Raw genomic sequence first — 22382 nt, 5'->3', positions numbered from 1 at the left:
ACTCAAAAGTCAACGGACGAGATAATCCACATGTATCATTCCCCAGCCGGTTTTTCCAAGCTGCGTGCTTCGCGGATATGCTCTCTCATAAAGGCGAAGTTTCATTTCTGCCGGAGTAAACGACGGATATTTTTCAAATGCCAGCGCAAGTGCCCCTGATACAACCGGTGCTGCCATAGAAGTCCCGCTTTTTACCTGATATCCCATTGCATCCCTGCTGCAGCTCGTAATCCCAGTTCCCGGCGCAAGAATCTCCGGTTTGACAATGCAGCATGCAGTCGGTCCTCTACCACTATATCCTGTTTTTAAAGCTTTTCTCCCATGGTCACTGGTATCATCATCACTGCTTCCAACGGTCAGTACTTTTCTTGAAATACCCGGTATCGTCACAGTATTTTCTTTCGGTCCGTTGTTTCCTGCAGCAGCAACCACCATGATTCCCTCATCCCACAATTCATCGATCGCATGTAATAGTTTTCTCTGCTCTTCCACCCCCGCTCCAGGCAGCATTCCAACGGATATATTTAATATTCTGATATGATGCAGTTTTCTGTTTGCTTTCACCCAGTTTACAGCATCAAGTACCTTTTTAGTATTTCCATTTCCATTTTCGTCTAATACTTTTAACATGATGATCCTGCATTTTGGTGCAACGCCACTGTATCTGCGGACGTTATGTGCAGTACCTTTCACATACTGTTCCGACATTTTTCCATTTCCTGCAATGATCCCAGAAACATGCGTCCCATGCCCATTATCGTCATACATTTCATTTCTTCCATTACAAAAATCCTTAAAATATATAATCCTGTCTTCAAAATCCGGATGTGGGACAATGCCGGTATCCATCACTGCAACCGTAATATTCTGCCCGCTAAGTCCTGATCTGTATGCATAATCTGTGTGAATGATCTTCTTAACCCGATCCATAGCAGCCCCCTTCTATTAAAAAACTTCCATATTATTATATGAAAAAGTATCCTTTCTGCTAAAAAATGATAAGAAAATGTTAATTTTTTCTGAAAATTCAGAAGAATGTTTGACAGCCGGAATGTTTTTTCTTAAAATAAATAATAGTTAATTAGTGAACTATTATGGTTTGCTTTAAAAATAAAAAAGAAAGTAGTGTGATGCCATCTTGAACAAAAAACTCAAAGAAAAATTTGACGAATCCGTAAACGCGGTTCTCCCGATCACTGTGATCGTACTTCTGCTCTCTATTTTTGTCGTCCCCATGGAAACAGGTACGATTGCCCTCTTCCTAGTCGGTGCATTTATGTTGATCATTGGTATGGCTTTTTTCCAGCTCGGTGCAGAAACTGCCATGACTCCTCTCGGCGAAGGCGTTGGTTCTTCCATTATGAAAACAAGAAAACTTCCTATTTTAATCAGTGTTTGTTTTCTAATGGGTATTATCATTACTCTTGCAGAACCGGATCTTCAGGTTCTCGCAAATCAGGTTCCTTCTATTCCAAACAATACTCTGATCTTTACGGTTGCACTTGGTGTCGGTGTATTTCTGGTAATCGCCGTACTCCGTATTCTTTTCCGGATCAGTCTTCCAGTCCTGTTGTGCATTTTTTATATTGCGCTGTTTCTTCTTTCTTTTGCGGCACCTGCTGATTTTATCGCAGTCGCATTTGATTCCGGCGGTGTGACAACAGGTCCTATGACAGTTCCTTTTATCATGGCGATCGGTGTTGGACTCTCCGCCACCAGAAATGATAAAAATGGTTCAAGCGACAGTTTCGGACTGATCTCTTTTTGCAGCATCGGTCCGGTTTTGATGGTTCTGCTGCTTGGCATCTTTTATCATCCAACCGGTGCCGCTTACAATGAAACAACAATTCCTGACGTGATCACCATGCAGGATGTAATCCGCGAATTTGTACATATGGTACCGGATTACGCCAAAGAAGTACTTCTGTCCATTCTTCCGGTACTTTTTGTTTTTTTGATTTTCCAGCTTATTTCCAGGCGTTATCACCGCCCGCAGATGATCAAGATGATCATCGGTTTTCTCTACACGATCATCGGTCTGATTCTTTTCTTAACCGGTGTAAATGTCGGATTTGCGCCTGTCGGAAGTCTTCTTGGAAGCAGTCTTGCCGGACAGCCATGGAAATGGATCCTGATTCCGATCGGTGCTCTGATCGGTTATTATATCGTAAAAGCTGAGCCTGCCGTTCAGGTACTGAACCGCCAGGTTGAAGATGTCACAAACGGTTCTATTTCAAGAGACACTATGAATTTAAGTCTGTCGATCGGTGTATCCGCCTCAGTTGCGCTTGCTCTGCTGCGTGTTCTTACCGGTTTAAATATTTACTGGCTTTTAATCCCCGGCTATCTGATCGCACTGATTCTGACACGATTTGTACCCAGAGTATTTGTCGGTATTGCATTTGACTCAGGTGGAGTTGCAAGTGGTCCTATGACTTCCACTTTCCTGCTTCCTCTCGCCATGGGTGCCTGTACTGCAATCGGAGGCAATGTCGTAACAGACGCTTTTGGTGTTGTCGCCATGGTTGCCATGGCACCACTCATTGCAGTTCAGGTTATGGGAGTTTCTTATAATATCAAATTAAAGAAAGCAAGTACCCCTGCCGCTGCACTCATTGGAATTGACGACAATGAGATTCTGGATTTTGAGGAGGAATTTTAACGATGCAGGAACAGAAAAAAAGAGAGGCTTACCGTTGTCTTGTAATTATTACAGATTCCCATATCCGGGAACGATTATGTGAATTTTTAGCAGATTCCCATATACCGGTCTACTATCAGATGCATGGAATCGGCACAGCCAGCTCGGAATGGCTGGAATTATGTGGTCTTGGAAGCATCCAGAAAAGTATTACACTCTGTTTTATTCCAAATGAGCGCAAGAAAATTCTGCTTGCTGAGATGAATCAGGCATTAAGTCTTCATAAGAAAGGAACCGGTATTGCCGTAAGTATTCCAATGAACGGCATGCAGGGTTTTCTCTATAAACTTTTAAATGAACATACAGCAGAATCAGACAGAGACGATGTTGAAAAGGAAGTGAAAAAAATGAGCGAAACAATTACACATGCCATGATACTTGTAACGATCAATCAGGGATACAGTGATGCTGTCATGAATACCGCACGCGCTGCCGGTGCAACCGGAGGCACAATTCTAAAAGGTCTGCGCTGCAGCCCCGGAAAATCAGCCGTCATTTTCGGTATCACGATCCAGGAAGAACAGGAAATTGTCGCAATCGTTGTTCCAAAAGATAAAAAAACCGAGATCATGCAGGCAATCAGTTCTGCTCATGGCATGGACTCTCCTGCACACGGCGTCGCTTTTTCCCTGCCGGTGGATGGAATTATGGGATTATAATGTCAATGATACATTCCGTCATGGTTATCTGCTATTCAATCGCCGGTATTTGAATATAGTTACAAAAAGAACTGCGTGTTTTCAGATCAACACGCAGTTCTTTTTTCAGGTCTGTATACCAAAATATACAGACCATTTGCAATTTTCAAATTGTCTATCTTTTCTTATGCCTCTGCCGGAACATCCTTCATAGAAAAGCTGATGCGTCCCATCTTATCTTTTCCAAGGCATACAACTTTAACCTTATCTCCTAATGTCAGGACATCTTCTACACGGTTGATACGCTCTTTGGAAATTTTGGAAATATGAACCATTCCCTCTTTACCCGGAGCAAACTCAATGAATGCACCAAACTCTTTGATGCTTACAACCGTACCGGTAAAAATCTGTCCCTCAGCAAAGTCAGTCGTGATGATCTTGATCATCTCGATTGCTTTATTCATCATCTCAGCATCTGTACCGCATACAGAAACTGCACCGTCATCCGTGATATCGATCTTAACACCAGTGCGGTCGATGATCTCGTTGATTGTCTTGCCTCTCTGTCCGACTACATCACCAATCTTGTCCGGATTGATCTGAATCTGAACGATCTTCGGTGCATACGCACTTACTTCTTTTCTCGGCTCTTCGATCGCTTTTGACATAACCTCATCCATGATGTAGATTCTTGCCTCTCTTGCACGGCTGATCGCTTCCTCAACGATCGGTCTTGTAAGACCATGAATCTTGATATCCATCTGGATCGCAGTGATACCTTTGTGCGTACCGGTTACTTTAAAGTCCATATCCCCGAAGAAATCTTCAAGTCCCTGGATATCAGTAAGAACAAGATAATCATCATCTGTATCACCGGTAACAAGACCACAGGAAATACCTGCAACCATTGCTTTAAGCGGAACGCCTGCTGCCATTAATGACATACAGGATGCACAGGTAGAAGCCATGGAAGTAGATCCGTTTGACTCAAATGTCTCGGATACAGCACGAATTGCATACGGGAACTCTTCCTCAGAAGGAAGTACAGCCATAAGTGCTTTCTCTGCTAATGCACCATGACCGATCTCACGACGTCCCGGTCCACGTGAAACCTTTGTCTCACCTACAGAATATGCAGGGAAGTTATACTGATGGATATATCTCTTTGTTGTAATATTCTCATCTAATCCGTCAATCTTCTGTACTTCAGAAAGTGGAGCTAATGTAACAACATCACAGATCTGTGTCTGTCCACGGGTAAACATTGCAGAACCATGAACTCTTGGAATCAGGTCAACCTCTGCTGCAAGTGGACGGATCTGATTGATTGCACGGCCATCCGGACGTTTATGATCTTTTAAGATCATCTTACGGACAGTCTTCTTCTGATACTGGTAAACAGCCTCACCGAGCACTGCTAACCATTCTTCGTTATCTGCAAATGCCTCAGCAAGTTTATCTGTAATCTCACGGATATTCTCTTCACGTTTCTGCTTTTCATCGGTAAATACAGCTTCTTCCATCTGCTCCGGTGTTACGATTTCTTTCATTGCAGCAAACATTTCTTCCGGAATTGCACAGCTTGTGTACTCATGTTTTGGCTTGCCTACTTCTTCTACGATATGATTGATAAACGCAATGATCGTCTGGTTTACATCATGACATTTATAGATTGCCTCGATCATTTTCTTTTCCGGGATCTCATTCGCACCGGCCTCGATCATGATGACTTTCTCTGATGTAGATGCAACCGTAAGCTGTAAATCACCGGTATCCCATACTTTCTGGGACGGATTGATGATAAACTCGCCATCTACCATACCCATCTGTGTCATAGCACAAGGACCTGCAAATGGGATGTCAGAAATGGTAACTGCAAGTGCAGAACCGATCATTGCTACAACTTCCGGACGGCACTCTGTGTCAACAGACATAACCATGTTGTTGATGGTAACGTCATTACGGTAATCTTTCGGGAACAGCGGACGCATTGGACGGTCAATAACACGAGAAGTCAGGATCGCATTCTCAGATGCTTTTCCCTCTCTCTTATTGAAGCCTCCAGGGATCTTTCCAACTGCATACATCTTCTCCTCATACTCAACACTGAGCGGGAAGAAATCAACGCCATCTCTCGGCTTGTCCGATGCGGTAGCTGTAGATAAGACAGTTGTCTCGCCGTATTTTAATAATGCAGCACCATTTGCCTGGGCACACACTCTGCCGATATCAACAGTCAATGTTCTGCCGGCAAGTTCCATTGAAAAACTTTTATACATTCGTTTTCTCCTTTTCTCTGTGGAGACAGAAGCACCGAAACTACTGAAAAATACACGACTTTTCATACATTTTTCAGTGGTCTCGGAAATATACTTCTGCCTGTAATCCGTCTTTGGAAAGAATCTTTTTGGGGACCCTTTCTTATTTAACTGAAAATCGAGTGGAGTATATCTCCACTCGATAAAACCGCATGGAACAGATTCCATACGGTATCCATACAAGCCAGCCTCCATGCGGAAGCGGCTCTGTATGGAGAAGATCTTATTTTCTAAGACCTAAACGCTCAATTAAGGAACGATATCTTTCGATATCAACTTTCTTTAAGTATGCCAGTAAACCACGTCTCTGACCAACCATCTTTAAAAGACCACGTCTTGAATGATAGTCGTTTTTGTTCTCAGCAAGATGAGCATTTAATTCCTCGATACGTGCTGTTAAGATAGCGATCTGTACTTCCGGTGAACCTGTATCTCCCGGTGTTCTGCCATACTCTGCGATAATTGCCTGTTTCTTTTCCTTTGCGATCATTTTATGATCCTCCTTTTCTTATTAAACGCCCTTTCCGGCTGTGCCGGGATATGATACTCAGTAAAAGGTCGGAGTGTCCATCTACCGAATATGGGCTAAACTCATACTTCGTTATTATAACATGGGTTCATCCTGTTGTAAATGCCTAAATTTAATTATTGATCACACGCACTACTTTAACCGGCGTTCTGTAATATGCTCCGGAAATCTTGATACCGGACTTTGGAGAACTTGCATGTACCACACGACCTCCGCCAATATAAATAGCCACATGATTGATACTGCTGCCATTGCCATAGAAGAAAAGATCTCCCGGCTGTGCGTCCGACGCAGCAATCTTTGTTCCACAGTTTGCCTGTGCCTTAGAAGAATGCGGAAGTGAAATACCATAATTAGCAAATACACTTAATACAAATCCGGAGCAGTCTGCCCCTCTTGTAAGACTTGTTCCTCCCCAGACATATGGGTTTCCAACAAACTGTGTAGCATAGGAAACAAGTGATACGCGCACATCCGATACACCCTGTCCATAACGAACTTCTGTCATGGTCTGTGCTTTCGGCAGTTCCGTTGCTATACTGACATAATCAGATGAAACATATCCCTCATCACTGTCAACATTGATCTTTACCCAGCCGTCAAGAACTTCAAGTACCTCAAGTTCTTCTCCTTCCGGCATCATGGTGATAACATGACTGTCTGTATTTGCCTCATCACGGACATAAAGTGTTGTCGTTGTCACGGTCGCAACAGTCTGCTTTACCTCCTGTGCTTTTGCGATCGCAGCTTCCCCGGTCAGAAGATATTCTGATTTTACATATCCTTTTACTTTTCCTGACTCGATCTGCGTCCACTCACCGTCTGTTCCAATAATTTCACATCCTGCATTATTTGGCAGTTTGCCAACAATCTCTGCCTCTGTTCCAGGTACTTCACGGACATTGATATTACCGTCCGCCTGTGCAATGCCAAGGTTCGTATAGCCAAATTCGCCTGCTGCTTCTGCAAGTGCTTTTTCTTTATCCTCTTCCTGCGTCTCTTCCTCCTGACCGGATGCGGTCACATCACGGTCTGACTCCGAAACACTGACCATATCTGCAGCCGTAACAGAAAGATAATCTGACATTGCATCCGTAACACCAGAAGTCACCTTTGCATCCGTCATTGCATAATTTCCAATCTGTCCGCCCAATGTGGAAGAAACTCCGGCAGATACCTCATTTTCCTGTAAAGATGTGCTCTCTGCCATCACTGCACGTCCATCTTTTGAACCTGACTTTTCATCAATATAAGCTACTGAAAATATAAGAGAACCGGCTGCAAGGAGTCCGGCTGCCTTAACCCATTTTGCTTTCATATCCGTACCTTTCCAAATATTCCAAAATACCTTATTTATTCAATACTGCTCAAGTATAGCAGTCATTTTTTACAATGTCAACATATTTATGTAATATTTTCGTAATATTTAGGTTTCATTTTTCCCAAACCATGCCCTTGCATATGCAATGTTATTCTGCATTTCCTCTTTCAGAGCCTCAATGGATGGAAATTTCCGTTCCTCACGTACTCTGGTCAGGAACTCTACCGTTACAACTTTTCCATAAAGATCTCCTGCAAAATCCAGAAGATGGGTTTCAACTCCGATTGGATTTTTTCCTTCAATCGTCGGTTTTACACCAACATTCGTAACACCACGGTAACACCTGTCAGCGAGCCGTACTTCAGTCACGTATACACCGCTCTCCGGAAGAAGTTTTTCTTCCGGCGGGATCTGATTGATCGTCGGGATTCCAAGTTTAGTGCTGCCTAAATGTCTCCCATGAAGGATCTCTCCTGTCACAAAATAGTGGTATCCCAGCAGGTGATTCGCTTTCTCGATATTGCCTTTTGCAATCTCTTCCCGGACAAATGTACTGCTGATATCTCTCTTATCTTCCTGCATCTTGTCAATGACAAGCACCTCATAACCATACTTGTCCGACAGATCTTTCAGCATGTGATAATCGCCTCTGCGGTTGTGTCCAAAATGAAAATCTGAACCAACCACAAAACATTTCACATGGAGCTGGTGTACAATCTTTGCTATAAAATCTTCCGGTTCCATGCACATGATTTCTTTTGTAAACGGACACTCAACCAGATAATCAATCCCAATCTGTTCAAAGATATGCATTTTTTCTTCATTAGTCGTCAAAACTTTCGCTTCAACCTGTTCCACACTTTTCCGCGGTGGAATATTAAAGGTAAATATGACCGCAGCAAGTCCATCTTCTTTCTTAGCAGCAAGATGTTCCATCAGAAGTACATGTCCTCTGTGTATTCCATCAAATTTTCCAAGCGAAAGTACCGTTGGTTCTTCTATATAAAATTCGGTTGTATTTTTCAGATATTTCATGCTTCCATAAACAGTTTTACCGGTTTATAATCCCCCTGTATATCTGAGTACTCATAAATTCCGATAAAACGCCCTTCCTCATCATAAATACGGATCGGCTGCTGTTCCCATTTACTCTGATAGGAAACAAACATGTCTTTTTTTATCCGGTTTCCGTTATATAACAGTTTGTTCCATTCTCTGCAGATCACCGCTTTTTTATACTGTAAAAATACGGAATCAACCGTATAAATAAAGTCAAACATCCCTGCTTCCCACTGCTCCGGTGCTGTCTGTCCTACTGCTTTTTTGACACGCTCCTCAATCTCTGAGAGCCGCAATGCATCCTGTACACAAAACTCAGATACTTTTGTCCGCAAAAGTGATTCCATACATGCTCCGCAGGAAAGTTTTTCACCGATATCCTGACATAACGTTCTGATATAAGTTCCTTTCGAACAGCGCACACGCATGCAGACTCTCGGCAGTTCCATTTTGATGATCTCTATCGAATAAATCTGAACCGGTCTCGCCTGACGTTCCACAGTTACACCGCTTCTTGCCAGATCACACAGCTTCTTGCCGTTTACTTTTAATGCAGAATACATTGGAGGCACCTGCATGTAGTCTCCCGCAAAAGAAAGAACCGCTTCTTTTACCTGTTCTTCACTTACTTCTACCGGATGTTCCTCTAAAACAGTTCCGGTGACGTCCTGCGTATCTGTCACTTTTCCAAGCAGCATCACAGCAACGTATTCTTTATTTTTATCCGTCAAAAGGTCGCAGACTTTTGTTGCCTTACCAAGACACACAGGAAGCACTCCCTCCGCATCCGGATCGAGTGTCCCTGTGTGTCCGATTTTCCTTGTTTTTAAAATGCCTCTTAATTTTGCGACCACATCAAAGGATGTATATCCTTTTTCTTTGTATACATTGATAATTCCGTTAATCATAAATTTCCCCAAAATCAATCTGTGATCTGTTCTTTAATATCTGCAATGATTTCATTCAGCCGTACATCCGGATCTCCTGTCACAGAAAAACCGGCTGCCCTGACATGCCCGCCACCACCGTATTTTGCAGCGATCTTTGCAACATCCACATAACTTGCAGACCGGGTGCTGACTTTATAATTTTCCTCATCTGTCTGGTATAAAAATACTGCCACTTCCACATCTTTTGTCACGCGGAGCTGACTGACGATTCCATCTAAATGTTTCGGCAATACGTCATATTCTTTCATTTCTTCCGCAGTAATGATGCTTGAAATGCATTTTCCATCCAGATGCAGCTTACTTTTGACTAACGCAAGTCCCATAATACGGTTCTGCTCATAAGTCTTCGTAAAAAATGTCTGATCCACGATCTTCGGGAAATCTATTCCCAGTCCCATCAGAACACCTGCTGCTTCCATCGTTTTTGCCGATGTGCAGGAGTACTGGAACACACCGGTATCATGAATGATCCCGGTATAAATGCACTCTGCGATTTCCTTATTCAGCCGTTCTCTCGGAATCAGTTCAAATACAAGCTCTGATGTAGAACTTGCCTGCGGGAAAATATAATTTTCATCTGCAAAGCTCTGATTGCTGATATGATGATCGATACATGCTGTTTTTTTCGCATGTTCAAAATATTTTGCCGCATCCCCAAGTCTTCCGAGATCACCACAGTCCTGTGCGATAAACAGGTCATAACTTGTATCCGCAGTACAGTCGCTTATGATCTTATCTGAATTTTTCATAAACTTGAAAATATTGGGAATCGGCTGCAGATACAGGCTGACTTCTATCTGTGGATAATAGGTTGTGATATAATTATAAGTTGCAAGGCAGGAACCGACACAGTCTCCATCCGGTCTTACATGGCCTGCAATGGCAACTGTTTTCACTCCCTGGAAAAGTTCATCAAGACTTTTCATTTTCTCCTCCATCCCCAAATACACATGATCTGTGCATCTTAATCATTGTTTGTATCTGTTTCTTCCTCGTTATCATCTCTGATATCTTTTGTAACCTCGTCGATCATCTTAGACATTTTTACGCCATACTCGATTGACTGGTCTAATACAAAACGGATCTCCGGTGTATTGCGCAGATTGACTGTTTTTGCAAGTTTGCTGCGGATAAATCCTTCGGCACTCTTTAATCCTGCCAGCGTTTTTGCCTGGGATTCCTCATCTCCTAAAACGCTGATATATGCTTTGCATGTCTTTAAATCCGGTGCAACTTCCACTGCAACAACGCTTGTCAGCGGATTGATCCGCGGGTCTTTGATCTCCCCGCGGATAATATTGGAAAGTTCACGCTGCACTTCACCATTGATCCTGGTATTTTTAATACTGTTTTTTCTCATATCAATCCTCTTTTAGCGCGGTACCTCAACCATTGTATACGCTTCTACGATATCTAATTCCTGGAAATCTCCAAAGCCTTCAAATACAAGACCGCACTCAAATCCTGCTTTTACTTCTTTCACATCATCTTTAAATCTCTTTAAGGAAGCTAAATCACCCTCAAAGATCTGCTCACCCTCACGGGAAATACGAACTTTACATCCTCTCTGGAACATACCGTCAAGCACATAAGAACCTGCGATATTTCCAACTCCGGAAGCCTTGAAGATCTGACGGATCTCTGCGTGGCCTAAGACTTTCTCCTCGTATACCGGGTCTAACATTCCCTTCATTGCTGCCTCTACATCCTCGATCGCATTGTAGATGACTTTATAGAGACGGATATCTACATTTTCTTTATCTGCAGTAAGTTTTGCAGTCGGATCCGGACGAACGTTAAATCCGATGATGATCGCATTCGATGCAGATGCAAGGCTGACATCAGACTCGTTGATCGCACCAACACCACCATGAATGACTTTTACAACTACTTCTTCGTTCGACAGTTTTACAAGACTCTGTTTTACTGCCTCCACAGAACCCTGTACATCGGCTTTCACGATGATATCGAGTTCTTTGACATTTCCGGACTGGATCTGTGAAAACAGATCGTCTAAGGACATCTTTGCTTTTGTATCTTCGATCAGACGGTTCTTGCCCTCGGAAATATAGGTCTCTGCAAATGCTCTTGCTTCTTTCTCTGTATCCATTGCAACGAATGTCTCGCCTGCTTCCGGAACAGAAGATAAACCTAAAATCTCAACCGGCATGGAAGGACCAGCCTCTTTGACACGTCTTCCCTGATCATCGATCATCGCACGGACTTTACCATAGCAGCTTCCGCATGCTACCGGCTGACCAACTTTTAAAGTACCTTTCTGTACCAGAACAGTTGCAACAGCACCGCGTCCTTTATCAAGCTGTGCTTCAATGACAAGACCTCTTGCATTACGCTTTGGATTTGCTTTTAACTCAAGCACTTCTGCTGTTAAAAGGATCATCTCAAGCAGGTTGTCGATACCCTCTTTTGTATGTGCGGATACCGGACAGAAGATCGTGCTTCCACCCCAGTCTTCCGGAATAAGCTCATATTCGGATAACTCCTGTTTTACACGCTCGATGTTTGCACTTGGTTTATCGATCTTGTTGATTGCAACAATGATCTCAACTCCTGCTGCCTTTGCATGGTTGATCGCCTCTACAGTCTGTGGCATAACACCATCATCTGCTGCTACAACTAAGATTGCAATATCAGTAGAATTTGCACCACGCATACGCATTGCGGTAAATGCCTCATGTCCCGGTGTATCTAAGAATGTAATATTCTGTCCATTGATAGATACCACAGACGCACCGATATGCTGTGTGATACCGCCCGCTTCTCTGTCTGTCACACGGGTAGAACGGATTGCATCCAGTAAAGATGTTTTACCATGGTCAACGTGACCCATAACACAGACAACTGGTGGACGTGCTACTAAAGTATCTTCCGGATCATCTTCCTCTTTTAAGAGTTCAGCGATCACATCGACTTTTTCCTCCGGTTCACAGATACAGTTAAACTCTAATGCGATTTCTTCTGCCTGCTCGTAATCTACTTCCTGATTCACAGTAACCATTGTTCCTTTTAAGAACAGCTTCTTTACGATGACAGATGGCTGTACTTTCATCTTGTCAGCTAATTCTCTGATCGTAAGTTTCTCTGGGAGAACAAGTGTACGGATTGCATCCTCTTCCGGCTGCTGTTTTGGCTGCTGCTGCGGTTTCTTCTTGCCGCCATTCTTCTCAAGATTGATAAAACGTTCCTGTTTCTTTCCGCCAAGTGCATCATAATCATTACGCTGTCTTGCGTTTTTGTTTCTGTCTTTATCACGCTCTCTCGATTCTTTTCCTCTTAATTCTTCCGGAGCTGCTGCCGCTGCCTCTTTATTGAAACGGTCGATCTCACGGTCAAGTCTGCCGCCACCGTTATTTCCGCCACGGAAGCCATTGTTTCTGTTATTATTTCTGTCGCCCTGACCCTGTCCCGGTCTGCCATTGTTCTGGTATGGACGCTGTCCGTCATTTCTTCCGTTTCTGTCACCGTATGGACGCTGTGGTCTGTCACCATTGTTTCTCTGGTTTCTTCCGTCTCCCTGTGGACGGCGCTGACCATTGTTATTACGGTCGCGTCTGTCATTATTATTTCCCTGACGACGATCATTATTCTGCGGACGGTATTCCGGATTCTGTGCATATACATTTTCTCTCGGAGTCTGTACCTGTACAGTCTCAACCGGTTTTTTCGGTTCTTCAGCTGCCGGTTTAGCATCTCTCTGTGCCTTTAACTCTGCTGCTTTTGCTGCTGCAAGACGTTCTGCCTCTTCTGCTGCCTTTGCAGCCTCCGGGTTGATCGCACGCTCAAATGCTTTTCTCACATCATAACCGGATGTCGGTCTTGCCTGCGCATTGCCACGGTTCTGGTTCTGTCCCTGCGGACGGCGTTCACCATTACCCGGACGTCTGTCGCCATTGCCCGGACGTCTGTTGTTATTACCACCGCGGTTATTGCCCTGTTTACTGTACTGTGCATTGAATACAGCAGTAATGCTTGATTTTTTCTTCGGACGCTGCTCTGCATTTTCTGCTGATTTTGTCTGTTCATTTGCCTGCGGTTTCTGTACCGGTTTATTTTCCGGTGCAGCTGCCTTATTATCTGCCGGTTTATTTTCCGGTGCATTTTCTTTGTTCTGCGCCTTTTTCTCCGGTGCAGCAGATTTCCCGAACTTCTTTCTCACAATCTCCTGTGCCGGATCATCCACATTGCTTGAAGCTGCTTTTACTGCATATTCTGTCGTATTTAATGTCTCTATAATCTGTTTACTCTCTATTCCTAATTCTTTTGCAAGGTCATATACTCTCATTTTTGCCATTTATCTTAATTCCTCCCACTATTCAGTTGTGATTGTTGTTTCAGTCTCTCTTCTATCGAGTGCGACAGTCCCTCGTTCGTGACTGCAAGCGACGCACGAAATTCTTTTCCAATGAAATGCCCAAGCATTTCTTTATCTGAATATTCATACATTGGCACCTGATAAAACTCTGTCATATTGCGAAACATTTTCTTTGTATTGTCTGACGCATCCTGTGCAACGATGACAAGGTATGCCCTGCCCTCTTTTACCGCCTTTTCCGTAGAAAATTCTCCGCTCACCACACTGCCGGCCTTTGCGGCAATTCCTAGCATAGATAACACTCTATCTGGTTTCAAGCTGTTCCATCTCCTTTGTCAGCGTTTCATATACATCTTTTGGGATCGGCATTTTAAATGATCGTTCTAACCCTTTATTCTTTATCGCCATTGCAAGACATTCACGGTTCGGACAGATATAAGCACCTCTTCCGTTCTTTCTTCCAGTCGCATCTAAAATGATCTCCGTTTCCCCTTCTTCCGTCGGCGCTGTTTTGATCACACGGATCATATCTCTTTTGGCTTTCATTTCATGACAGCCGACACACTGCCTCATCGGAATCTTTTTATTTGACATTCTTCTTAATACCTCTTATTCTCTGTCCTCTCCGTCAGCTTCAACATTGTTTTCTTCTGTTCCGTCAGCCTCATAGCTGTCTTCTGCCGGTGCGCTGCTGTCTTCGTAATCCTCATAGGACTCGCCGTCCTCATCGTAATACTCATCTTCCTCGTAATCATTCTCATAATCAAGGAAGTCACCTGACTCTCTCGCCTGTGTCTCACTCTTAATGTCGATCTTGAATCCTGTCAGACGTGCTGCAAGTCTTGCATTCTGTCCTTCTTTACCGATTGCAAGAGAAAGCTGGTAATCCGGTACAACAACTTTCGCTGATTTTTCTTCAGCATCTGCAATAACGGAAATAACTTTTGCCGGGCTTAATGCATTTTCGATCATCATTGCCGGATTCTCATTCCAGGTAATGATATCAATTTTCTCACCGCGCAGCTCACCAACGATTGCATTAACTCTGGCACCGTTCATACCAACACATGCGCCAACCGGATCAACATCCGGATCATTGGACCATACTGCGATCTTTGTTCTGCTTCCTGCTTCACGGGCGATTGCTTTGATCTCAACGATACCCTCGCGGACTTCAGCAACCTCAGATTCAAACAGACGTTTTACAAGTTCCGGATGTGTTCTTGATACTAATACCTTTGGTCCCTTTGAAGTAGCCTTAACTTCCAGAATGTACACTTTGATACGTTCTGTCGGCTGGAACACCTCACCTTTCACCTGTTCATTTTCTGTTAAGATCGCATCAACTCTTCCTAAATTAATGCTGACATTTCTTCCAATGTAGCGCTGTACCACACCGGTCACAACATCTTTTTCCATGCTGTAATACTGATCATATAAAACCTTACGCTCTTCCTCACGGATTTTCTGTAAGATCACATTCTTTGCATTCTGTGTTGCAATACGGCCAAATTCTTTAGACTGCACCTCAATATTGACAACATCGCCGATCTCGTATTTGGAATTGATCATTTTAGCATTGACCAGACTGATCTGCTCTACCGGATCTTCTACATTTTCAACAACTGTTTTTTCCTGAAACACATGGAACTCACAGGTTTCCGGATCAATCGATACCTTTACATTATCAGATGTACCGAAATGATTCTTGCATGCTGTAACAAGAGAATTTTCAATCGCCTCAAGCAATGTATCCTTGCTGATATTCTTCTCCTGTTCCAATATATTTAACGCTTCTAACAACTCATTATTACTCATTTTAAAATCCTCCTTTAGTTTATAGTTTATCTTTAAAAATCAAATGCCAGACGGATCAGCGCAATATCACTTTTTTCAAACGTCATTTCCGTCTCATCCTCTGTCTTTATTGTCACGGTATTTTCATCATATGCAGATAAAATACCATAAAATTCCTTTTCACGGTTAATCGCACGGTATGTTCGTATCTCTACTTCTTTTCCCATGCTGCGGACATAATCCTTTTCTTTTTTTAACGGTCTTCCAAGTCCCGGAGAGCTGACCTCAAAAACATAGGAATCTTCAACGAAATCTTCTTTATCTAAAATCTCGTTCATCTCCCGCGCCACTGCCTCACAGTCATTTACGGTAATGCCGCCTTCCTTATCGATATAGGCTCTCAAGTACCAGGTACCGCCTTCCTTTACATACTCCACATCGACCAGCTCAAAATTCATGCGGTCCAAGATCGGAGTAATCAGTTCTTCGGTGCGCGTTTCGTATGTTTCACGTTTTGACATGTGTACACCTTCTTTCTTCCATATTCAGTTTTCCTTTTGCCAGATTCTTTCACTCATCAGAATACATGGCTCCTAAACATGAATTGAGAGAGGGCTTTCGTCCTCTCTCAATCAAGTCATCGTGTTATCATTTATTAATGTAACACTTTCCTTTCTAAAATGCAAGCCTTTTGCGGGATTTCAATGAAATTTCCTATTACAAAAAAAATTGCCAATACACCATCTGGCATACTGACAACTTCTCGGGTTGGGCTGTTTATCTCTTTCGAAATAACAGTGAGTAGCTCGTAGGGGAATCGAACCCCTGTTTCCGCCGTGAGAGGGCGGCGTCTTAACCGCTTGACCAACGGGCCACAAATATTTGATTATCTCTGTTATAAAACAGAATAGCTCGTAGGGGAATCGAACCCCTGTTTCCGCCGTGAGAGGGCGGCGTCTTAACCGCTTGACCAACGGGCCATAAGTATTTGTTCATCCCTGTTATAAAACAGAGTAGCTCGTAGGGGAATCGAACCCCTGTTTCCGCCGTGAGAGGGCGGCGTCTTAACCGCTTGACCAACGAGCCGAACTGATACTTATTATAGCATGCTTTTTTTTATTTGCAAGTCTTTTTTTGAACTTTTTTTATTTTTTTAAAAATATGAACAATTTACACAATTCTGTGTCATATTTTTTCCTGTTTTCATGGCACATTTACACCTTTTCATACATTAAATCCTCTATTACTTCCTTAACCGTCGAAATCCGTTCTATTTTTCCAACATTTGAACCGCAAAATACAAGCCCGTTTTCGATATCTCCATGTACGGCACGGATCAATGCCTGTGTAATGCAGTATGGAATCTGCGCAGGTTTGCAGTTTTTAATACAATGATAACAGCGTTCCACCCGCTGTGCCGTATTTTCTGTTTTCTGGACAAACGCATTATTCAATGCACGTCCCGGCATGCCGACCGGACTTTTGATAATTTTTACGTCCGACTCTTCTGCTGTCACATAAGCATTCTTGTATTCTAAAGACGCATCACATTCTTTTGTTGCAACAAATCTTGTCGCTGCCTGAATACCATCTGCCCCGATTTCTGCGATTCGTTTTGCGTCGGCTGCATCCCAGATCCCACCTGCCGCAAAAACAGGGATCTGTTTATGGTATTTCTCCTCATACTGTTTCTTTTCTTCCATGATCGCAGTCAGTTCTTCCGCAAAACGGATTTTGGGAATGTCCTCAAGTTGTTCTCTTGAAAATCCCAGATGGCCGCCTGCTTCTGGTCCCTCAGCAACAATAAAATCTGCTGTTCTGCCGTATTTCTTATCCCAGGTTTTTAAGATCAGGGACGCAGCACGCCTTGATGATACAATGGGTGCGATCTTTGCCTTCCCCGCTTCTACCAGTTCCGGCAGGTCTATTGGAAGCCCTGCTCCACAGATCACAGCATCTGCCCCCGCACGCACTGCTTCTTTTACATGTTCTCTGTACTGCTGTAATGCAACCATGACATTCACTGCCACCATTCCTCTTCCAGCAGACAATTCTTTTGCCCTGGCAATATGTTTCCGGATACCGCGCAGATTACATTCTTCTTCATTTCCCACAAAATCAGGTTCTTCAAATCCGATCTGTGCTGTGGAGATCACTCCCATACCTCCCTCCGCCGCAACTGCACCTGCCAGACCGCTTAAACTCACACCAACTCCCATGCCTCCCTGTATCAGCGGCAGGCTCAGATTCCATCCCTCAAAACTGTTCATTGAAAAAATTGGTTTCATAATATCCCTCTCTATTATATATAGTTTTTATTACTATGTATTATAGTAGCATTTAATATATATCATGTCAATGACAACCATATTATTATTTATAAAGAAAAATACCCTGCTCTGCCGCATTGGCATTACAGGGTATTTTCCATCTTCTGTTATATAGTCTGTCTTACAGATTATTCGTCATATCCATTCGGATTATTCTTCTGCCATCTCCAGGAATCTTCACACATTTCCTTGATACCATACTGTGCCTTCCAGCCAAGCTCACGCTCCGCTTTTGAAGGATCACAATAGCATGTTGCGATATCTCCTGCACGTCTTGGTTTGATTGCGTATGGAATCTTTACGCCGGTTGCAGCTTCGAAGTTTTTCACAATATCAAGTACGCTGTAACCATGACCAGTTCCAAGGTTATAGATTGCAAGACCACAGTTCTCATCAATCTTCTTCAATGCCTTTACATGACCAAGTGCAAGATCAACGACATGAATATAATCTCTGACACCAGTTCCATCCGGTGTATCATAATCATTGCCAAATACACCAAGTTCTTTTAATTTTCCAACTGCCACCTGTGTGATATACGGCATCAGATTGTTCGGGATACCATTCGGGTTTTCTCCCATTGTTCCGCTCTTATGGGCACCGATCGGGTTAAAGTAACGAAGTAAAATAACATTCCACTCCGGATCAGCTTTCTGGATATCCATCAGTACCTGCTCTAACATGGATTTTGTCCAGCCATAAGGATTGGTACACTGACCTTTCGGGCAGTTCTCTGTGATCGGGATTTCAGCCGGATCACCATATACCGTTGCTGAAGATGAGAAAATAATGTTCTTGCAGTTATGCTGGCGCATTACATCTACCAGAGTTAATGTTCCTGAAATATTGTTGTTGTAATATTCCCAAGGTTTCTGTACAGACTCACCAACAGCCTTTAATCCTGCAAAATGAATGCAGCTGTCAATTTTCTCTTTCTTAAAGATCTCATTTAAGATCTCACGGTCTAAAATATCTCCTTTATAGAAAGTTACATCTTTTCCTGTGATTGCTTTTACACGCTCTAATGATTTCTCAGATGCATTTACCAGATTGTCAAGAACAACAACCTCATAACCTGCATTTAATAATTCTACACATGTGTGACTTCCAATAAATCCGGCACCGCCGGTAACTAAAATTGCCATAGTTTTCTTCCACCTTTCCATAACAAGTCTTTTTATTTACCTTCAACGTTATGGGTACATCTTACCCCATTCTGATGAAAATGTATAGCCAAAAATGTACAAATAATATGTAAAAATGTTGCATATTAGTATGGCAGCCAGTATACTTATATTTATAAAATACACTGGCAGTTAATTACCAGTAAATAATGGAGGATTTCTATGTATGAAAAACATAAAAATTCCTACAAAGTAACGGAAAAGGAACTGGTTTCTCTTTCTGTGTACAATGTAGGATTTCAACGATGTGATTCCCTGTATCAGTGGGGACCGGGAATCCGGGATCATTATCTGATCCATTATATTATTTCAGGAAAGGGATTCTATAAGATTGGAAAACGCACTTATGAATTACAGGCGGGAGACTCATTTTTAGTCTATCCAAACACAGAGGTTGTTTATTACGCTGCCGAAGCGGATCCGTGGGAATATGCATGGGTAGGTTTTACAGGCAGTGACGCTTCCATGATCTTAAAAGCAACTGATTTTTCGCCTGAAAAACCGATTATCCGCTCTACACCTCACGGAGATGACATTCACCGACAGATACTTCATATATATGATGCAAGAGGCAACGAATTTCAGCATGCCGTGGAAATGACCGGACGGCTCTATACAATGCTCGCCATGTTTTTACACGACGCCTCCCACACAACAGAACAAATTTCTGCCAACAGTTATGTGCAAAAAGGCATCGAATATATCTCTTCCAATTATTCTTATGCAATTACCGTGGAAGATATTGCAGACTATGTCGGGGTCAGCCGCAGCCACCTGTTCCGCTCTTTTGAGTCAGTGCTCGGTCAGTCACCAAAGGAATATCTGACGGATTTTCGCATGAAACAGGCATGTTATCTTTTAGAACACTCCAATCTGTCCATCACTGCAATTGCGAACTCACTTGGTTTTGACAACAGCTTATATTTTTCCAAAACATTTCACAAGCAAAAGCAAATGTCCCCAAAAGAATACCGGGCACATTCGCGTACTCCCCAGTCATAATACCGCATTTAACATACATGATTTCCTTTTTCAATATCGTTTTTACATATCACTGGTTTTCGCATAGAACTCACTGCCATTCCAGTATGCTTTTGCTTCTCCCGCAAGCACCGCCTTACAAAAATCTTTTTCATCAGCAAGTCTTCTGTCAAACAGCATACCACCACCAATCATCTTTGTGGTGTGCTGGTCAGAGCCTGCCGTAATAGGAAGTTCATGTTTTCTTGCATAGGCAATGGCTTTCTCATTATATAAAATGTTTTTATGCGCCGTGCTTGCCGGACTCTCATGTGTGGCATTGATTCCCTCTACCGCATCCACACAGTCTGGGAAAAGACGGATTTCCGGAATATAGTCCTCCTCACGGAACGGATGAGCCTGACTGACAATGCCTCCACCGGCATGCACCAGTTCATATTGCTCTTTTACATCTGCATCCTTGATCTCGGGATGTTCTAACAGCCATTCCTTACTTAACCCATATATTAAAAATTCTGTTCCCTGATATCCTGACTCCCATCCAAAGAATACCTGCAATCCAATCTTATCGCCTTCTTCTTTTGCATGTTCATATCCCTTGCAGAATTGTTCCACCCAGTCTTTCCACGGAAGACTCCGGTCTGCTGCCGTATTTCCATAGAAGAAATGGTCTGTTACAACGATGCCGGCATATCCCGCTTTCTGATACGCTCCCGCCATCTCTGCCCCTGTATTCTGTCCGCATGCACTACCCTCTGACGTGTGTACATGGGTGTCATATAAATATCCGTTTATCTGCATGAAAAACCTCCACTTTGTCTTCCATAGAAAAAGAACCTACCCCGGCAGGTTGTCCCACCGGAATAAGTTCTCTTAAGTCTTGTCCTATAATTAAGCAACTGCTTTCTTAGCAATTTCTGCTAATGCTGCAAATCCTGCTGCATCATTTACAGCCATCTCTGCTAACATTTTACGGTTGATATCAACACCAGCTACTTTTAAGCCGTGCATCATCTGGCTGTAAGAGATTCCGTTCATTCTTGCTGCTGCGTTGATACGAGCGATCCATAACTGACGGAACTGTCTCTTTCTTTCTTTTCTACCTGCATAAGAACTTGTTAAGGCTCTCATAACAGACTGTTTTGCAACACGGTACTGTTTAGAACGAGCTCCTCTGTAACCTTTTGCTAATTTTAATGTTCTATTATGTCTTTTTTTAGCGCCTAAACCGCCTTTAACTCTTGCCATGATCTATTCCTCCTTAACAACTTTCTTACATGTATGGTAAAATCTTCTTCATATTCTTAACGTTTGTAGCATCTACGATAGCCGGTTTTCTAAGATTTCTCTTATTCTTTGTTGTTTTCTTTGTTAAGATATGTCTCTTGTAAGCTTTATTTCTCTTTAATTTTCCTGTTCCTGTTACTTTGAAACGTTTTGCAGCTGCTCTGCTTGTTTTCATTTTTGGCATGATATATTCCTCCTTAAAATTATGATTTTTTTTCTGCCAACACCATGCTGATGCTTCTGCCTTCAACCTTTGGTGCTTTTTCCACTACTGCAACCTCTGCAAGACTCTCAGCAAAATCATCCAGAATGTGTTTGCTGGCATTCATATGTGCCATCTCACGTCCGCGGAATCTTAAAGTAATCTTTACTTTATCACCTTTGCTCAAGAATTTTTTTGCAGCATTCATTTTGGTGTTCAAATCATTTGAATCAATATTCGGTGACAGACGAATCTCTTTTAACTCGACCACTTTCTGTTTTTTTCTGGCTTCTTTCTCTTTTCTAGCCATCTCATAACGATATTTACCGTAATCGATAATCTTACATACCGGCGGCTTTGCGGTCGGAGCAATCTTGACCAAATCAAGCTCTGCTTCCTCAGCCAGCTTCATTGCTTCTCTTGCTGACATAATGCCAAGCTGTTCTCCGTTTTCTCCGATCAGACGAACTTCTCTGTCTCTGATCTGTTCATTAATCATTAACTCGCTAATGGTATTGCACCTCCAAAATATTATTCTTTACTTGCATCAAAAAAAGTGGATAGGCAGACTATCCACTTTTAATACTCAATACTCGCAAGGTGCGGTACTTCAAACAACAGGAATATTCCCGATGCCTTGAATATAAAACCATGAGTCACACGAATGCTGGTGCTCCGGTGAGAGTGGATACTCTACTTTGTTTTCAACAACTATTTAACTATACCACTTCAAAATATCTCTGTCAAGTGTT

22 protein-coding genes and 3 tRNA genes are annotated in these 22382 nt (G+C 42.7%); 3 read left to right on the top strand and 22 right to left on the bottom strand.

Annotated elements, in window-relative coordinates; all coding sequences use genetic code 11:
- Nucleotides 1-9 precede the first annotated feature (9 nt).
- Nucleotides 10-930, bottom strand: coding sequence for a S8 family peptidase (locus H8S51_RS09575; protein ID WP_186898826.1), 921 nt, complete (start codon nucleotides 928-930; stop codon nucleotides 10-12).
- Between the two features lie 208 nt (nucleotides 931-1138).
- On the opposite strand from H8S51_RS09575, the gene H8S51_RS09570 reads away from it, so the two are divergent.
- Nucleotides 1139-2662: a DUF1538 domain-containing protein gene (locus H8S51_RS09570; RefSeq protein WP_117920924.1), complete on the top strand. Its 1524-nt coding sequence runs from the start codon at nucleotides 1139-1141 to the stop codon at nucleotides 2660-2662.
- A gap of 2 nt (nucleotides 2663-2664) precedes the next feature.
- Nucleotides 2665-3360 carry a hypothetical protein gene (locus H8S51_RS09565; protein ID WP_117920925.1) on the top strand — a complete coding sequence of 232 codons (696 nt, stop codon included), beginning with the start codon at nucleotides 2665-2667 and terminating at the stop codon, nucleotides 3358-3360.
- A 164-nt stretch (nucleotides 3361-3524) separates the two neighbouring features.
- Here H8S51_RS09565 and H8S51_RS09560 read toward each other — a convergent pair whose 3' ends face one another.
- The 17 genes from H8S51_RS09560 to galE form a co-directional block, all read right to left on the bottom strand.
- Nucleotides 3525-5618, bottom strand: a complete 2094-nt coding sequence (locus tag H8S51_RS09560) for a polyribonucleotide nucleotidyltransferase (protein ID WP_117920926.1) — start codon at nucleotides 5616-5618, stop codon at nucleotides 3525-3527.
- 262 nt (nucleotides 5619-5880) lie between these two features.
- Nucleotides 5881-6147: a 30S ribosomal protein S15 gene (gene rpsO, locus H8S51_RS09555; RefSeq protein WP_006858056.1), complete on the bottom strand. Its 267-nt coding sequence runs from the start codon at nucleotides 6145-6147 to the stop codon at nucleotides 5881-5883.
- A 151-nt stretch (nucleotides 6148-6298) separates the two neighbouring features.
- Nucleotides 6299-7504: a C40 family peptidase gene (locus H8S51_RS09550; RefSeq protein ID WP_117920927.1), complete on the bottom strand. Its 1206-nt coding sequence runs from the start codon at nucleotides 7502-7504 to the stop codon at nucleotides 6299-6301.
- A gap of 108 nt (nucleotides 7505-7612) precedes the next feature.
- Complete coding sequence (locus H8S51_RS09545) at nucleotides 7613-8542, bottom strand: bifunctional riboflavin kinase/FAD synthetase (RefSeq protein WP_186898827.1); 930 nt, start codon at nucleotides 8540-8542, stop codon at nucleotides 7613-7615.
- Nucleotides 8539-9474, bottom strand: coding sequence for a tRNA pseudouridine(55) synthase TruB (gene truB / locus H8S51_RS09540; protein WP_117920929.1), 936 nt, complete (start codon nucleotides 9472-9474; stop codon nucleotides 8539-8541). The genes H8S51_RS09545 and truB overlap by 4 nt, the downstream gene beginning before the upstream one ends.
- Nucleotides 9475-9488: 14 nt before the next feature.
- Nucleotides 9489-10442 carry a DHH family phosphoesterase gene (locus H8S51_RS09535; protein ID WP_186898828.1) on the bottom strand — a complete coding sequence of 318 codons (954 nt, stop codon included), beginning with the start codon at nucleotides 10440-10442 and terminating at the stop codon, nucleotides 9489-9491.
- 38 nt (nucleotides 10443-10480) lie between these two features.
- A complete protein-coding gene (gene rbfA, locus H8S51_RS09530) occupies nucleotides 10481-10876 on the bottom strand; it encodes a 30S ribosome-binding factor RbfA (RefSeq protein WP_117920931.1) in 396 nt (131 codons plus the stop codon).
- Between the two features lie 12 nt (nucleotides 10877-10888).
- Nucleotides 10889-13828 (bottom strand): translation initiation factor IF-2, encoded by a 2940-nt coding sequence (gene infB / locus H8S51_RS09525; RefSeq protein ID WP_186898829.1) that lies wholly within the window; start codon nucleotides 13826-13828, stop codon nucleotides 10889-10891.
- A gap of 5 nt (nucleotides 13829-13833) precedes the next feature.
- Nucleotides 13834-14142, bottom strand: a complete 309-nt coding sequence (locus tag H8S51_RS09520) for a L7Ae/L30e/S12e/Gadd45 family ribosomal protein (RefSeq protein WP_186898918.1) — start codon at nucleotides 14140-14142, stop codon at nucleotides 13834-13836.
- Nucleotides 14143-14152: 10 nt separating this feature from the next.
- On the bottom strand, nucleotides 14153-14443 hold the full coding sequence (gene rnpM, locus H8S51_RS09515; protein ID WP_006858061.1) for an RNase P modulator RnpM: 291 nt from the start codon (nucleotides 14441-14443) through the stop codon (nucleotides 14153-14155).
- A gap of 15 nt (nucleotides 14444-14458) precedes the next feature.
- The gene (nusA, locus tag H8S51_RS09510) at nucleotides 14459-15667 is read right to left on the bottom strand and encodes a transcription termination factor NusA (protein ID WP_118208907.1); all 1209 of its coding nucleotides are present in this window, start codon (nucleotides 15665-15667) and stop codon (nucleotides 14459-14461) included.
- Nucleotides 15668-15699: 32 nt separating this feature from the next.
- Entirely contained in the window at nucleotides 15700-16167 is a 468-nt protein-coding gene (gene rimP / locus H8S51_RS09505) for a ribosome maturation factor RimP (protein WP_117920935.1), read from the bottom strand.
- A 281-nt stretch (nucleotides 16168-16448) separates the two neighbouring features.
- Nucleotides 16449-16520: transfer RNA gene (locus tag H8S51_RS09500), tRNA-Glu, on the bottom strand.
- Between the two features lie 34 nt (nucleotides 16521-16554).
- A tRNA-Glu gene (locus H8S51_RS09495) sits at nucleotides 16555-16626 on the bottom strand.
- 34 nt (nucleotides 16627-16660) lie between these two features.
- A tRNA-Glu gene (locus H8S51_RS09490) sits at nucleotides 16661-16732 on the bottom strand.
- A 128-nt stretch (nucleotides 16733-16860) separates the two neighbouring features.
- A complete protein-coding gene (locus tag H8S51_RS09485) occupies nucleotides 16861-17934 on the bottom strand; it encodes an NAD(P)H-dependent flavin oxidoreductase (RefSeq protein WP_186898830.1) in 1074 nt (357 codons plus the stop codon).
- A gap of 170 nt (nucleotides 17935-18104) precedes the next feature.
- On the bottom strand, nucleotides 18105-19121 hold the full coding sequence (gene galE, locus H8S51_RS09480; protein ID WP_117920937.1) for a UDP-glucose 4-epimerase GalE: 1017 nt from the start codon (nucleotides 19119-19121) through the stop codon (nucleotides 18105-18107).
- Between the two features lie 201 nt (nucleotides 19122-19322).
- Here galE and H8S51_RS09475 point away from each other — a divergent pair, with 201 nt between their 5' ends.
- The gene (locus H8S51_RS09475) at nucleotides 19323-20162 is read left to right on the top strand and encodes an AraC family transcriptional regulator (protein ID WP_241070670.1); all 840 of its coding nucleotides are present in this window, start codon (nucleotides 19323-19325) and stop codon (nucleotides 20160-20162) included.
- 42 nt (nucleotides 20163-20204) lie between these two features.
- Here the strand turns inward: H8S51_RS09475 and H8S51_RS09470 are convergent, their stop codons facing one another.
- From H8S51_RS09470 to infC, 4 genes are all read right to left on the bottom strand, one after another.
- A complete protein-coding gene (locus tag H8S51_RS09470; RefSeq protein WP_117920939.1) occupies nucleotides 20205-20942 on the bottom strand; it encodes a PHP-associated domain-containing protein in 738 nt (245 codons plus the stop codon).
- Between the two features lie 90 nt (nucleotides 20943-21032).
- Nucleotides 21033-21389 (bottom strand): 50S ribosomal protein L20, encoded by a 357-nt coding sequence (gene rplT, locus H8S51_RS09465; RefSeq protein WP_006858929.1) that lies wholly within the window; start codon nucleotides 21387-21389, stop codon nucleotides 21033-21035.
- Nucleotides 21390-21414: 25 nt separating this feature from the next.
- Nucleotides 21415-21612, bottom strand: a complete 198-nt coding sequence (gene rpmI, locus H8S51_RS09460; RefSeq protein WP_006858928.1) for a 50S ribosomal protein L35 — start codon at nucleotides 21610-21612, stop codon at nucleotides 21415-21417.
- A gap of 19 nt (nucleotides 21613-21631) precedes the next feature.
- Entirely contained in the window at nucleotides 21632-22129 is a 498-nt protein-coding gene (gene infC, locus H8S51_RS09455) for a translation initiation factor IF-3 (protein ID WP_157350346.1), read from the bottom strand.
- Between the last annotated feature and the right edge of the window lie 253 nt (nucleotides 22130-22382).

The organism is Roseburia rectibacter, from assembly GCF_014287515.2.
Taxonomy (GTDB): Bacteria; Bacillota; Clostridia; order Lachnospirales; family Lachnospiraceae; genus Roseburia; species Roseburia rectibacter.
The sequence above is the reverse complement of the archived record's forward strand: the minus strand, read 5'-3'. Positions and strand labels throughout refer to the sequence as shown.

Coding starts and splice junctions, on each gene's coding strand:
- H8S51_RS09575 (WP_186898826.1), bottom strand. CDS start 930: ATGGATCGGGTTAAGAAGATCATTCACACAGATTATGCATACAGATCA.
- H8S51_RS09565 (WP_117920925.1), top strand. CDS start 2,665: ATGCAGGAACAGAAAAAAAGAGAGGCTTACCGTTGTCTTGTAATTATT.
- H8S51_RS09560 (WP_117920926.1), bottom strand. CDS start 5,618: ATGTATAAAAGTTTTTCAATGGAACTTGCCGGCAGAACATTGACTGTT.
- rpsO (WP_006858056.1), bottom strand. CDS start 6,147: ATGATCGCAAAGGAAAAGAAACAGGCAATTATCGCAGAGTATGGCAGA.
- H8S51_RS09550 (WP_117920927.1), bottom strand. CDS start 7,504: ATGAAAGCAAAATGGGTTAAGGCAGCCGGACTCCTTGCAGCCGGTTCT.
- H8S51_RS09545 (WP_186898827.1), bottom strand. CDS start 8,542: ATGAAATATCTGAAAAATACAACCGAATTTTATATAGAAGAACCAACG.
- truB (WP_117920929.1), bottom strand. CDS start 9,474: ATGATTAACGGAATTATCAATGTATACAAAGAAAAAGGATATACATCC.
- H8S51_RS09535 (WP_186898828.1), bottom strand. CDS start 10,442: ATGAAAAGTCTTGATGAACTTTTCCAGGGAGTGAAAACAGTTGCCATT.
- rbfA (WP_117920931.1), bottom strand. CDS start 10,876: ATGAGAAAAAACAGTATTAAAAATACCAGGATCAATGGTGAAGTGCAG.
- infB (WP_186898829.1), bottom strand. CDS start 13,828: ATGGCAAAAATGAGAGTATATGACCTTGCAAAAGAATTAGGAATAGAG.
- H8S51_RS09520 (WP_186898918.1), bottom strand. CDS start 14,142: ATGCTAGGAATTGCCGCAAAGGCCGGCAGTGTGGTGAGCGGAGAATTT.
- rnpM (WP_006858061.1), bottom strand. CDS start 14,443: ATGTCAAATAAAAAGATTCCGATGAGGCAGTGTGTCGGCTGTCATGAA.
- nusA (WP_118208907.1), bottom strand. CDS start 15,667: ATGAGTAATAATGAGTTGTTAGAAGCGTTAAATATATTGGAACAGGAG.
- rimP (WP_117920935.1), bottom strand. CDS start 16,167: ATGTCAAAACGTGAAACATACGAAACGCGCACCGAAGAACTGATTACT.
- H8S51_RS09485 (WP_186898830.1), bottom strand. CDS start 17,934: ATGAAACCAATTTTTTCAATGAACAGTTTTGAGGGATGGAATCTGAGC.
- galE (WP_117920937.1), bottom strand. CDS start 19,121: ATGGCAATTTTAGTTACCGGCGGTGCCGGATTTATTGGAAGTCACACA.
- H8S51_RS09475 (WP_241070670.1), top strand. CDS start 19,323: ATGTATGAAAAACATAAAAATTCCTACAAAGTAACGGAAAAGGAACTG.
- H8S51_RS09470 (WP_117920939.1), bottom strand. CDS start 20,942: ATGCAGATAAACGGATATTTATATGACACCCATGTACACACGTCAGAG.
- rplT (WP_006858929.1), bottom strand. CDS start 21,389: ATGGCAAGAGTTAAAGGCGGTTTAGGCGCTAAAAAAAGACATAATAGA.
- rpmI (WP_006858928.1), bottom strand. CDS start 21,612: ATGCCAAAAATGAAAACAAGCAGAGCAGCTGCAAAACGTTTCAAAGTA.
- infC (WP_157350346.1), bottom strand. CDS start 22,129: ATGATTAATGAACAGATCAGAGACAGAGAAGTTCGTCTGATCGGAGAA.